Consider the following 13,682-nt stretch of genomic DNA (forward strand, 5'->3'; position numbering starts at 1 on the left):
TATGAGACTTATTAATAGGAACCAGCTTATTGTTGACCTTCGCGCCGATGCATTTAGAGCCCACCTGGGTGTGGATCTCGAAGGCAAAATCCAGCGCTGTGGCGCCGTAGGGCAGCGTCTTCAATTCACCTTTGGGCGTGAACACAAAAACCTCATCGCTGAAAAGATTGCCCCGGAAGTCGTCTACAAAATCGAGGGCCGAGTGATTGTTCTGTTCCAGCAGGTCTCTCACGCGGGCGAGCCATTTTTCAAGGTTCGATTCTGCCGTGGTATTGGTGTCTTTATACTTCCAGTGGGCGGCGTAGCCTTTTTCGGCGATCTCATCCATTCTTTTGGTACGGATCTGCACCTCCACCCACTGCCCGTTCTTGGCCATCACCGTAGTGTGAAGCGACTCATAACCGTTGGCCTTGGGTGTACTGATCCAGTCGCGCAGGCGGTCAGGATTGGGTGTGTAATAGTCGGTAACGATGGAGTACACCTGCCAGCAAAGGGCTTTCTCCTGCTCCAGCGGCGTATCCAGTATGATGCGGATGGCAAACAGGTCGAACACCTCCTCAAAAGGGATGTTCTGCTTGCGCATTTTATTCCAGATGGAGTGAATGGATTTAGGGCGCCCTTTGATCTCGTACCGGATCTTGAGGGTATCGAGTTCATCCTTGATGGGCACCATGAACTGCTTGATGAACTTGTTGCGGACAGTTTTGGTAGCATCGATCTTCTGAACGATCGATTCGTAAATGGGCCGGTCTGTAAAACGCAGGTACAGATCTTCCAGCTCCGTTTTCATGGCATTCAGACCAAGCCTGTGCGCCAGAGGGGCATAGAGGTAGATGGTCTCGGAAGCCACCTTCAGCTGCTTGTTGCGCGGCATGCTGTCTAAGGTGCGCATGTTGTGAAGCCTGTCGGCGAGCTTGATGAGGATCACCCGTACATCCTCAGACAGGGTGAAGAGCATCTTACGGAAATTTTCCGCCTGCTGGGAGGTTCCGTACTCGAACACACCGCGGATCTTGGTGAGGCCGTCTATGATGCGTGCTATTTTTTTCCCGAACATCCGTTCGATATCCACCAGCTCGATGTCGGTGTCTTCGACCACATCATGCATGAGGGCGGCGATAATGGATGTTGTCCCCAGCCCGATCTCTTCGGTACAGATCTCAGCAACAGCCAGGGGGTGGAATATAAAGGGCTCTCCTGATTTTCTGCGCATGTCCTTATGCGCCTCAAGGGCCATGGTAAAAGCTTTCTTGATGAGTTTCGCATCGCCTTCCTTTAATATAGGCTTGGCTTTCCTGAGCAACCTCCTGTATCTGTTTATGATCTCTTTTTTCTCCTGCTCGGCATCTATTACCATCATCTGACCACTGAATTTTTAGCCTTTTCCAGCCTCATTATCTTAAATAACAGACGCCGGGAAGGAATATTTAACCTTAAGTTAATGACTTAAAATTGTTTAAACTCCAATACTTAAACAATGGGAAACAATTCTTTAATTCCGAATTATCTCTAAATTTGCGCTCCTTTTTTGCTCCGCCTATGGCGGGAAAGCCCCCACAGACGCCTGGGGTGCAAGCGTACATAAACAAAAGCCGCTCGAGGCTGCTGGCCTGGCAAACTATCTGCCGGGTCTTTGGCGCAGGCAGACAAGGTTTTACAGCCGGATGTGGCGTAATTGGTAGCCGCGCCAGACTTAGGATCTGGTGCCGCAAGGCGTGGGGGTTCGAGTCCCTCCATCCGGACAAAATGAACCCTCGGTACTGAATTTTTCAACGGTATTGAGGGTTCTCAATTTATTCTGCAACACAAACGTTTTAAGCTTTGGAAATAACACTCGACAAAAAAAGCACCACCGAAGGTCTTATTAAAATTAGACTAACTGAGGGGGATTATCAACCTCACGTTGAAGAAAAAGTTAAGGATTATGCCCGAAAAGCTAATATCAAAGGTTTCCGGGCAGGCAAGGTGCCGTCAGGCGTCATTAAAAAAATGTTTGGCAAATCCATTCTCGTAGATGAGATCAACCATCTGCTTTCTCACAAACTTTCAGACTATATCAAGGAGAACAACCTGAAGATCCTCGGTGAGCCGCTTCCCGACCAGGAAAAGGCTATGGGCATCGACTGGGACAGCCAGAAGGACTTCGAGTTCGAATACCAGATCGGCATGGTTGAAGATTTCAGCTACGACCTCTCATCAAAAGTGAAAGTGAAAGCTTACCGCATCGAATCAGATAAGAAGGTTATTGACGAGACCCTGGCCGACCTGAAGAAACGTTTCGGTAAAGTGAGCTATCCTGAGACCAGCGCTGCAGAAGACAATCTCTTTGGCGAGCTGCGGGGTGAAGATGGCACCGTGAAACGCGAGCATGCTTTCATCGCCGTTGAAAAGGTTGATAAAAAAGAGCAGAAGAAATTTATCGGCATCAAGAAGGACGATGAAATAGAATTCGAGATCAACAAAGCATTCACTGACGCCGACCAGATCGCCCAGGTGCTTGGCATCTCCGAGGAAGAAGCGAAAAACGAAAAGGGAAAATACGTTCTCAAAGTAGCCACCATCAGCCGCACCGAGCCTGCGGAGATCAACCAGGAGCTGTTTGACAGGGTGTTCGGAAAAGACGTTGTGAAGACCGAAGAGGAATTCATGAACAAGATCCGTGAAACGATCGCCGAAAACTACAAACGTGAGACCGATCATTTCCTCGAGCACTATATCGAAGATTATTTCCTCGACAACACCAAGATCAATCTGCCCGACGGGTTCCTCAAGACCTGGCTCAAGGCTACCAGCAAAGGTGAAGTGACCGACTCTGTCCTGGACAAGGAATTCTCAGGATACGTGCGCGGACTGAAGTGGGATCTGATCAAAACGAAGATCGCTGACGACAACAAGATCTCCGTTGAGGCCGAAGAAGTGAAGAACAAGGCTAAAGACCTGATCGTGGCACAGTTCGGAGGCCCTGCCATTGCGCAGCAGCTGGGTGATAAGCTCGATTCCATTGCAGACAACTACCTGTCTAATGAGAACGGCCAGAACTTCATGCGCCTGTATAACCAGCTCAAGAACGAGAAGATCGTGCAATACATTAAGGAGCACATCACCATCGACGAAAAGAAGGTGAGCGTGGATGAGTTCAAGAAGATCGTGGAAGAGCATAAGCACTGATCCGGCAGTGGCAAAAACCCGGTCAGTTTTGTGCCCTAAAAGGACCGTAGCCGGGAACAATAAAATTTATCAGAATGCGTCAATGGTTTTATCCGAGCAGGGTAAAACCATTTTTGCTTCAAGCGGGTTTTAAGGTTGTATTTTAAGCTGAGTATAGCTAAGATTGTTCATCCGTGGAACTTAACCGCAATTAAACTTTCAACCCATATAATTAACCACACAAATCGTAAATATTGTACTATGAACCATAACAACGAATTCAGGAAATATGCTGTCCACCACCTGGGCATGAGCGGCAATACCATTGACAGTTATGCCCACAAGATCGAGAACATGACGCAATACGTTATTGAAGAGCGCCCGGGTAATTTCCGCGCCATTGACGTATTTACCCGCCTGATCTCCGACCGCATTATTTTCCTGGGAATGGGCATCGATGACCAGATCGCCAACCTGATCACCGCCCAGCTTCTGTTCCTTGAATCGTCAGATCCTAAAAAAGACATCATCATGTATATCAACAGCCCTGGTGGCTCTGTTTATGCCGGCCTGGGTATTTATGATACCATGCATTATATCAACCCCGATGTGGCCACCATCTGTACCGGTTTAGCCGCTTCCATGGGTGCTGTGCTGCTGGCGGCCGGTGCCGACAAGAAAAGATCAGGCCTGGTGCACTCCCGCATCATGATCCACCAGCCGATGAGTGGTATGCAGGGCCAGGCTTCCGACATGGAGATCTCGTTAAAACAAACGTTGGAAGTGAAAAAGGATCTTTACAACATCCTGGCAAAACACAGCAACCAGAAATACGAGAAGATCGAAAAAGATGCCGACCGCGATTACTGGATGCGTGCAGCCGAGGCTAGGGATTATGGCCTGATAGACGAAGTGCTGGAAAGGAAAAAGAGCACAAAAGCCTGAAAAAATTAAACACTACCGATGTGCTAAATATTCAGTACCTTTGTGGTCTGACCGGCACATCGGTTTTTTTATTAACTCCCGTCCAATTATGGCTGAAGTAACCTGTTCGTTTTGTGGTAGAAGCAAGAAAGATGTTGATCTGATGATCTCGGGTATACACGCCCACATTTGTGATAAGTGTGTAACGCAGGCCAGCCAGATCCTGCAGGAAGAGAAACGCAGTAAGAACGACACCGGCTTTTCTCCCAATTTTAAGTTGATCAAACCGCGGGAGATCAAAAAATTCCTGGACGAGTACGTCATTGGCCAGGATGAAGCAAAGAAAATTATCTCCGTTGCTGTTTATAACCACTATAAGCGATTGATGCAGCGGAAGCTCGACAGTGATGTTACCATTGAAAAATCGAACATCATCATGGTGGGCGAAACCGGTACCGGCAAAACATACCTTGCCCGTACGCTGGCCAAGATCCTGCAGGTGCCATTCTGTATTGCCGACGCCACCGTGCTGACGGAAGCCGGGTACGTGGGTGAAGACGTAGAAAGTATTCTCACACGCCTGTTGCAAGCCGCCGACTACAACGTTGAGGCTGCTGAACGCGGCATCGTTTATATCGATGAGATCGACAAGATCGCGCGCAAGTCAGATAACCCTTCCATTACACGCGATGTAAGCGGAGAAGGTGTTCAGCAGGCATTGCTGAAGCTGCTGGAAGGCACGGCAGTAAACGTTCCACCCCAGGGAGGCCGCAAACACCCTGATCAGAAAATGATCACGGTCAACACCGAAAACATCCTGTTCATTTGCGGCGGTGCGTTTGAAGGTATCTCCCGTTTCATCGGCAACAGGTTGAACACGAGACCGCTCGGCTTTGTGGCCGGACATGACGGCCTCCACCCTGCCGACATCAACAAAGACAATTTATTACAATTCGTTTCCGCTCAGGACCTCAAGAGCTTTGGCCTGATCCCCGAACTGATCGGCCGTTTACCCGTGGTTTCATTCCTGAACCCGCTTGACAGGGAAGCCCTGAGAAGGATCCTGACAGAGCCCAAGAATGCCCTGGTGAAACAATACAAGAAACTTTTCGAGATGGAAACCATTGACCTCGAGTTCAAAGAAGGGGCCATCGAATTCATCGTAGAAAAGGCACTTGAATTCAAACTCGGTGCCCGTGGTCTTCGCAGCATCTGTGAAGCCATTATCAATGACGCCATGTTCGAGCTTCCCTCTGAAAAGAACTCTGAGAAACTGGTGATCAGCAGGGCTTACGCCGAAGAGAAATTCAACAAGTCACAGTACAGCAAGCTGAAGGTAGCGTAAGAACAGAATTTTAGAATATAGAATTTAGCATGTAGGAGTGAATCTTAGCAGTAGCACCTACACATTCTAAATTCTAACTCCTAGATTCTAAATTCTTTACTCCCGAAGGTATTTTACCATCAGCCTTCCCGTGTTTTCGGAAGCCGAGCCCGTATCGAGCGCCTTGTAAACCGCATCATAATCTTTGAGGATCGTTGACCGGTAGGTTCCATCCGCAACCAGTGAGCTGAGCTCATTGCCGATCTCTTCTGCGTTCGCTTTGCCTTGGATCAGCTCTTTGATCACTTCCTTGTCTGCAATCAGGTTCACCAGCGATATGAAGGGCACCCGGATCAGGCGCTTGGCGATGCTATACGTAAAGGCACTGGTTTTATAAACAACGGCTTGGGGTACCTTGAACAGGGCTGTTTCCAGCGTGGCTGTGCCCGATGTGACAATGGCTGCCCGCGCATGGAGCAGCAGGTTGTACGTGTCTTCGTACACCAGCGTCACATTGGGCAAAGCCGAAAGGCTCCCGTAAAAATCCTGGTTAAAGTTATTGATGGCCGCTACCGCGAAATGATATTCAGGAAACCGCCGGGCTACGGCTGCCAGAATAGGCACCATGGCCTGTACCTCCTGTCTGCGGCTTCCCGGAAGTAACGCCACCAACGGACCTGCTGACGGCAGGCGGTGCTTCTTCATGAATTCAGGGTCGGGAATGTGTGCTTTCACAGCATCCAGCACGGGATTTCCCACATAGTCGACATTCCAATCGAATTTCTTAAAAAAGTCTTTTTCGAAAGGAAGGATCACGAACATACGGTCTACGTTGGCCTTCAGCTGAAGCGCGCGTTTCTGGCGCCAGGCCCATACCTTGGGCGTAATGTAATAGAACACCCTGATGCCATTGTTCCTGGCAAAGGTGGCGATGCGCCTGTTAAAGCCCGCATAATCAATGAGGATGACCACATCCGGCTTGTAGCTGAGGATATCGGCCTTGCACTTTTTGATATACCCGGTAATGGTCCCGATATTCTTCAGCACTTCCACAAAGCCCATAAAGGCCATATCGGAATAATGCACGGCGAGGTCCATGCCGGCTGCCTTCATGTTTTCCCCACCAAATCCCCTGAATATTGCCTCTGTATCGTGCTTTTTGATGGCATTGATAAGATTTCCTCCATGAAGATCGCCCGAACGCTCTCCGGCTACTAAATAATATCGCATCAGCGTTTTTTAAGTCTATTGAAGCGGTTCACCAAAATATTCTACGTAGTTGCGGGGCGTCTCATAAAGGCGGATGCAGTGGAGCTTTCCAAACGCGGTGATCGCCGGAAGGTTCCGGTCCAGGATCTTCCAGATCTCGATGGCGAGGTTCTCGCAGCTGGCAAGCTTGCCTTTCATAAAGTCAACATCCATGTTCAGGTTCTTATGGTCAAGCTTGTCTGTCACCTCGTTCCTGATCAGTGTGCTAAGCTTTTTAAGATCCACCACAAATCCGGTGTCAGGGTCCGGCAATCCTTTAACGGTGACGATCAGATCGAAGTTGTGGCCGTGCCAGTTCTCGTTGGCGCAGGGCCCGAAAACTTCGGTATTCTTCTCTTTTGTCCAGGCCGGATTATAGAGCTTGTGGGCAGCGTTGAAGTGTTCTTTGCGGGAGACGTAGAGCATAATTTCTCTCAATATCCGCAAATATATAAAACAGAAAGGCTACCCGCGTTGGGTAGCCTTTCAAGCTTATAAGCGATCTCTTTTATTAGAATTTATCCCAGAAGAGCTTCACATCGGGTGAATCTGTACCACCCAGTTTTGCTACGGCTGCTTCATAAGGAGCGGTGTTCACGGTTCCTTCGCTGGGAGGATAGATCATACGTACAGGGATCTTCAGCGAAGCGAGCGGAGGGGTCAACGCCGGAGCATCCAGCCTTCTCCATTCTACCCATGCCTCCCAGCCTCTGTTGTTGAGGGCAATCCACTTTTGTTTGCCGATCTTCTCTTTGTAAGTAGCACCAGAAGCGGCATTTGCATAATCTACGCCGGGCTGAGCCAGGTAAGTAGTGGCATCACCTGCTGTACCACCCCAATAGGTAATGGAGGCAGTAACTGCAGCATTGTAATGTGCTTGCGCAGTTCCGCCTACAGCATAGCCTCTTTCAACGGCTTCTGCCAGGTTAAACTCCACTTCTGAATAATCCATCAGTAACGCTTCAAATGTAGGGTCAGTGATTTTAGCACTGGGTTTAGAGAAGTTTGCAAAAGTATTGGGATAACCATACTGACCACCGACGTACACACCTCCTACTGTTGTAAAGTAGAAAGGTCTTCTCGGATCGTTCAGTGTGTTCATTGCATCCACAATGGTGTTTGCAACCACAAAGTCTTCGCGTGAAGTGAAGATCGGGTTGGTGTTAGCCGATATCGGGTTGTTGTTCGGCGATGCAGCGATATAAGGGAAACGAGCGTTCTCTGTATTGGCAGAGAGTACCCCAGCTGTTGCAGCAGCTTCGGCCATAGTCTTGGCTTTGCTATTGTCAACATCTGCGATGGTCAGGGCCATCTTCAGCTTCAGTGAGTTACCGAATTTCTTCCACTTGGCTACGTCACCGCCGTAAATAAGGTCGGCTGTTCCCAGGCTTGAGCCGCTGGTCAGCAGACCGAGAGATGTATCCAGGCGCGTGATCAGGTCAGTATAGATCGTTTGAGCGTCTTCGTACTCAGGAAGCAGGTTTTCAGGATCCAGCGCCTTTGAATACGGTACACCACCGAAAGTTTTCACAAGAACGTCCCATGAGTATACTTCCATGATGCCGATCAATCCCAGCTGGTTGTTCTTTACAGCCGGATCAAGCGTTGCATCAAGGTCGATGAGGCGCCTTGCTTCTTTCAGGTCAGACAGCACGTCACGATAGACGGCGTTCCACAGGTTTTGTGAATATAGGCGGCTGGTCATGCTGTAACGAGGCTCATCCAGATAGGTGGTTGTAGCCCATTGCTGAACGAACATGCGATAGTTGTTGCTGTTCACGTTCGGCGTGGTCAGAATATCGGTAAGACCTTTCAGCGCATTGGTAAACAATGTGCGCGGAGGTATTGACGATGCTTTTTTCTGATCGACATTGTAGTCATCGAGGCTGTCGACGCAGGCGGTCAGCAGCACGATGGGGAGAAGTAACATTAATATTTTTTTCATAGCTGTAATTCTAGAATGTCAGTTTAACATTAAACCCATAGGTCCTTGTCATAGGATAGGCACCGCTCTGATAGCCTCCGTTGGTATTTCCAGACGTAAGGGCTTCTTCAGGATCGGCATACTCCATGTTTTTGTGGATGATCCACAGGTTGCGTCCTATCAATGAAATGTCTACACCTTTCAATACTTTGAATGACTCGATCACGCTGTGCGGCAGGGAGTAAGAAAGGGCCAATTCCCTTAACTTCACATAGCTTCCGTCATACACATACCATGCGCGGGGAGCACCAGCGTAGTCGTTTGCTGCATATCCGAAAGGTGTAAGACCTGAACCGTTCTGGTTCTCAGCATATACGGTATTAGGAGATCCGTCTGCCTGTACACCTGACAACAATACGCCACCACCTTCAGCAACAGGCAACCTTGAAGCAACACCTCTTGCATTCAGGCCTGCAGTGTTAGGATACATACCAGTACCTTCTCCGTAGAACTGATCCAGTGAGAAGATATCGCCACCATGCCTCATGTCAACCAGGAAGCTCAGGGTAACGTCTTTGAATTTCAGCCTGTTGTTGATACCCATCAACCAATCAGGGTTCGGGTTACCGATGATCTCAGAAGAGCTTGCTGAAGGAGTATAGGTTCCGTTAGCACCCACCAGTCGCTGGCCGTTTACATAGCGGAAGTTGGTTCCCCTGATCACACCGTAAGGGTTTCCTTTCGCAGCGTTAACACTCACTGCACCCTGGAAGGTAGAAATAGGGTAGTTTTTCACTTCGCCAGCGCCTTCGCCATACAGGTAGATCACTTCGTTCCTGTTTCTGGTAAAGTTACCATTGATGGTCCATGAGAAATTCTCTGTTTGCACGGGCACAACAAAAACTGATGCCTCGATACCTTTGTTCTGGATCTCTCCTGAGTTCACCCATTTTCCGGTGTAACCAGTAGCGCCGGTAACTGTAACGGAAAGGATCTGGTCAAATGAGTTAGCCTGATACCAGGTGAAGTCAAATCCTACACGGCCGTCGAAGAACTCGGCTTCCACACCAACTTCATAGCTGTTGGTATACTCAGGCCTGAGGTCTTTGTTATTTTTAGTATTCGGCAGTGAGAAGTAAGGGATTGATCCGATAGCAGTCGGCTTGTCATAAACGTCATAAACACTCAGTGCAGGGGCGTTGTTACCTACGCGGGCATAGTTAGCTCTCAGTTTTCCAAGAGACAACCAGGGCGTTTTAACAACTTCTGAGAACACAAAAGTACCGGCAGCTGAGTAGTAATTATAAGCGTTGTTGCCTTTTGGGAGGGTTGTTGCCTTATCGCGACGTCCTGACAATTCAACAAACACCATTTGTTTGAAACCAAGGTTAACGTTGGCAAGCAGACCGTCAACACCTTCGCGCTCATACTCTTCTGTAGGAGGGTTGATAGGGCTCACGGAGTTAGACAGGGAGTACAGTTTAGGAACAACCAATCCGCCGTTTGTGAGGGCCCTGATCGAGGTCATACGGTTCCTTCTCATGTTGGTTCCGATCAAACCTTTAAAGCTGATGTCGTCGGAAATGTTCTTATCGAAGTTCAGCATGAGGTCATAGTTTGTCTCGCTATAAGACCTGTTGAACCTTGAGTACTGAGCCTGTCCGGCGCTTCCTACTGCAAGGCGTTCTTCCTGCATGTCTGTAGTAGCGTCATGTCCGATACGGCCGAGTACGCTCAACCAATCGGTAATTTTATAGTTCAATGTGGTGTAACCGAAGATGTGGTCCCTGGTGTCGTTAGAGTAGTTCTCATAACGTGACCAGTACGGGTTATCGCTATAGAGCGGTCCTGTAGCGGCACCGTTCCAGTTCCAGGTTACGTTCTTACGGTTCCTGAAGTAAGCTTCTTCCTGTTCTTTGATGTCTACGTTCATCTGCCACCACTGGCGGAAGGTCTGGTTAGGGTTACGTCCGTTGTAACCTGTGCCATAACGGCCAACGCCCTGGATCTTAGAATAGTTGGCAGCGGCTGTTACGGTCAGCTTTTTGGTAAGCTCAGAGGATGCCGAGAAGTTGAACATGTCTTTGTCCAGGGTACTGTTGGGCAGTACACCTTTTTCATCACTTCTGGTATAGGCAAACTTATAAGTGGTTTTATCACCACCCGCGGTCAGCGACACGCTCTGATTTGAGGCTACTGAAGTTTCATAGAACGTGCTCGGATCGTTGGCAGCAGCTACCCAAGGTCTTGCCTTGTGGTAGTTAGGCGAGAACGGATCAAGGGCATCCCACTGATAAACGGGCTGGCCATCGAATTTCGGACCGAATGAAGCGTCATCGCCGAAAACTACGGCAGGCAATGAGCCATCGTCATACGTGCGGTTTGCAGCGAATACGCCGTCATATCCACCGCCATATTCTTTCTGATACCTTGCGAAGGTGCTCTTGTCGATCTTACCCCAGGTAACACCGCTGTTCACGGTCAGTTCGAAGGAGTTCTTCCGTCCTTTTTTGGTAGTGATCATGATCACACCGTTGGCGGCGCGTGAACCGTACAGGGCGGTTGCAGCAGCACCTTTCAGAACGTTAACTGAAGCAATGTTGTCAGGGTTGATATCGGCAGCAGCGTTACCGTAATCAACACCTACACCACCTGAACGCTGGGTTGCAGTGTTGGTGTTGGCATTTGATACGGGGATACCGTCGATAACGAAGAGTGCCTGGTTGTTGCCAGAAATGGATTTATAACCACGGATCACCACGTTGGTAGAACCACCCATGGTGTTGTTGGTTTTGATATCCACGCCAGAAACTTTACCGGAAAGGGCGTTGACGAAGTTCACAGACCTGTTTTGGGTGAGCTGGTCACCGTTCACCTGCTGAGCTGAGTAAGCAAGCTCGTTCCTGTTCCTTTCGATACCCAACGCAGTTACCACAACTTCGCTGAGCTGTGTAACATCGGTTGACATGGAAACATCGATGGTCGACCTGGCGCCGATCTCGATTTCCTGCGACTGCAGGCCAATGAATGAAATAACCAGTGTACCGCCTGTTGAGGGTACGGTCAATGAATAACGGCCATCAACGTCGGAAGCCGTTCCGTTAGTGGTGCCTTTCAGGACAACATTCACCCCGGGGAGTGGCGTACCATCATCAACTGAGGTAATCCTGCCGGAGATCGTCCTATCCTGTGCCCACAACTCGCTACTTACGAGTGCAAACACCGCTGTAAAGCAGAATAGTAGAATTCTCTTCATAAGTAAAATTTAGGTTAATGAAAAATTAAGTTTAAGTGTTCGAATTTAGGACAAAATTCTTAATTGGCAGAGACAGGTAGCGCAAAATATTGTATTAAATGTCCAAAAATATCCTCCATAAAGGGTTAGAAACTGGGAGAAATGGCAACAAACTACAAAAAGGGCCTTTTTTGAAAATGTAAGATTTACCCGGAATTCCGCCAGGACAGACTCCATATTAATAAGGCGGACTCCTTAATATTACGGGAAGTAGAACTGTATATTAAAAAGAAAAGGCTACCGTTGGGTAGCCTTTTCTTTTAAACGAAGGGCAAAATCTTAATTCGCATCCCAGAATACGGGAAGATCAAATACCGTGGATGCCGGAGGCACGTTATCGCCATTATTAGCGAATTCATCCTGGGCATAAGGTATTCTGATCGGATATTTAGGGGTCAGGGCAGTAACAGAGATCGGCATTCCGGTAGGGAAACCTGTTCTTCTGTACTCATTCCATGCTTCGATACCATTGATACCATTCAAGGCAACCCATTTTTGGGTGATGATGGCTTCAATTTTATCGGTTGAAGCATTCCAGCCCACATTGTTAATAGCCTGTCCATAATAAGTGGCTGCTGCAGCTGCTGATGCTGCTTCCGTGGCTCCTACGCCCAGCAGTTTAAAGTTCTCTGTGATAGCTGACTCATACAACGCTTTTGCATCACCAGACAGCCAGCCTCTTTGCACTGCTTCAGCCTGAAGAAACAAGCTCTCGGCAGAGCTGAACACAACAATAGATTTTGCAAAGCCGAAATCATCGGCATTCTCATTGTCATCATCGTTGCCCGGATCATCGATAATACCGGGGCCGATACCTGACAATGCCAGGAAGGTCTTGTTAGGTTGTGTTTCCCTGGTACCGGTAGGAATGCTACGGAATTCATTTTTGTAGTCGTCACCGGTGGGCTTGTTATACAACCTGGCAAGCCTGGGGTCGTTGTTGTTCTTCAGGAAGTTCATGCCAAAGTCAGCGGCACGGGTTGCTTTGTTGTTGCTCACAATCGCATCCGCAACGCTATAGCCATACGTGGCATAGAACGGGTTCATTTTGTTTGTGCTTTTCAAAAAGCCAGGGTTAGCAAACACGGTCTCATCAGCACCAATAAAACCTCCGGTGATAGACTCAACGCCTTGCTTGGCCTTTGTAGCATTCACTGCTGACATTCTCAGATAAGCCCTGAGCTTCAGTGTATTGGCGAATTTATGCCAGGCTTCCATGTCACCATGGAAATAGATGTCATCGTCTCCAGGGGTCTCGCCATCTGCATCGATCGCTGCGATACCAGCATCGATTGATGCCAGCGCTTTGTCATAAACAATTGCGTCGTCTTCATATTTCGGGGTCAGGATGTTTGTGCCCTGCAGTGCATCATCAAACGGCACATCACCCCACAGATCAACGAGCAACAGGTAGTTGTAACCTTTCATGATCTTCGCGATTGCCACGTAGTTAGCGTCACCGCTCTTGGTAGCTTCAGTCTCGATGTATTTCAGGTCATTCAGCGACTGGTTGAAGATCTCATTGTAGATACCGTTGTAGGTGGAAGGGTTCACACCGTAAGACAATTGCGTTCCATAGAACAGGAAGTCGGTTGCCTGAGTCCAGTTTCCGGCCCACAAGTTACCCAACACGTTCAGCTCTACGTTTACACGTTTCACCGATGTATACAGGGCACTCGGTAACACCAGGTCAGGGGTAGACACCGTAGGCCTGTTGGGGTTGGTGTTTACGTCCAGAAAGTCATCTTCACAGCCCGTCACCGTAAACATTACAGTGGCGATGGCGATTAAAAAGTGATTTATTCTTTTCATGATATTAA

Annotated in this window: 9 protein-coding genes and 1 tRNA gene; 4 read left to right on the top strand and 6 right to left on the bottom strand. The window is 48.6% G+C overall.

Features of this window, described 5'->3' with window-relative positions:
- A partial coding sequence (locus KK083_RS23765) for a RelA/SpoT family protein (RefSeq protein WP_254168180.1) occupies positions 1 to 1,360 on the bottom strand: 1,360 nt, incomplete at its 3' end.
- A 300-nt stretch (positions 1,361 to 1,660) separates the two neighbouring features.
- Here KK083_RS23765 and KK083_RS23770 point away from each other — a divergent pair.
- The 4 genes from KK083_RS23770 (at position 1,661) to clpX (ending at position 5,416) form a co-directional block, all read left to right on the top strand.
- Positions 1,661 to 1,742: transfer RNA gene (locus KK083_RS23770), tRNA-Leu, on the top strand.
- Positions 1,743 to 1,821: 79 nt separating this feature from the next.
- The gene (locus KK083_RS23775) at positions 1,822 to 3,168 is read left to right on the top strand and encodes a trigger factor (protein ID WP_254168181.1); all 1,347 of its coding nucleotides are present in this window, start codon (positions 1,822 to 1,824) and stop codon (positions 3,166 to 3,168) included.
- A gap of 240 nt (positions 3,169 to 3,408) precedes the next feature.
- Positions 3,409 to 4,092 carry a ClpP family protease gene (locus KK083_RS23780; protein WP_254168182.1) on the top strand — a complete coding sequence of 228 codons (684 nt, stop codon included), beginning with the start codon at positions 3,409 to 3,411 and terminating at the stop codon, positions 4,090 to 4,092.
- A gap of 88 nt (positions 4,093 to 4,180) precedes the next feature.
- Positions 4,181 to 5,416: an ATP-dependent Clp protease ATP-binding subunit ClpX gene (clpX, locus tag KK083_RS23785; protein ID WP_254168183.1), complete on the top strand. Its 1,236-nt coding sequence runs from the start codon at positions 4,181 to 4,183 to the stop codon at positions 5,414 to 5,416.
- Between the two features lie 96 nt (positions 5,417 to 5,512).
- Here the strand turns inward: clpX and lpxB are convergent, their stop codons facing one another.
- The 5 genes from lpxB to KK083_RS23810 form a co-directional block, all read right to left on the bottom strand.
- Positions 5,513 to 6,625 (bottom strand): lipid-A-disaccharide synthase, encoded by a 1,113-nt coding sequence (lpxB, locus tag KK083_RS23790; RefSeq protein ID WP_254168184.1) that lies wholly within the window; start codon positions 6,623 to 6,625, stop codon positions 5,513 to 5,515.
- A gap of 15 nt (positions 6,626 to 6,640) precedes the next feature.
- Positions 6,641 to 7,069 (bottom strand): 6-pyruvoyl trahydropterin synthase family protein, encoded by a 429-nt coding sequence (locus tag KK083_RS23795; RefSeq protein WP_254168185.1) that lies wholly within the window; start codon positions 7,067 to 7,069, stop codon positions 6,641 to 6,643.
- 85 nt (positions 7,070 to 7,154) lie between these two features.
- Positions 7,155 to 8,588, bottom strand: a complete 1,434-nt coding sequence (locus KK083_RS23800; protein WP_254168186.1) for a SusD/RagB family nutrient-binding outer membrane lipoprotein — start codon at positions 8,586 to 8,588, stop codon at positions 7,155 to 7,157.
- 10 nt (positions 8,589 to 8,598) lie between these two features.
- Positions 8,599 to 11,823: a SusC/RagA family TonB-linked outer membrane protein gene (locus tag KK083_RS23805; protein WP_254168187.1), complete on the bottom strand. Its 3,225-nt coding sequence runs from the start codon at positions 11,821 to 11,823 to the stop codon at positions 8,599 to 8,601.
- 318 nt (positions 11,824 to 12,141) lie between these two features.
- Positions 12,142 to 13,674, bottom strand: a complete 1,533-nt coding sequence (locus KK083_RS23810; RefSeq protein ID WP_254168189.1) for a SusD/RagB family nutrient-binding outer membrane lipoprotein — start codon at positions 13,672 to 13,674, stop codon at positions 12,142 to 12,144.
- Between the last annotated feature and the right edge of the window lie 8 nt (positions 13,675 to 13,682).

It is taken from the genome of Chryseosolibacter histidinae (assembly GCF_018598225.1).
GTDB lineage: Bacteria > Bacteroidota > Bacteroidia > Cytophagales > Cyclobacteriaceae > Chryseosolibacter > Chryseosolibacter histidini.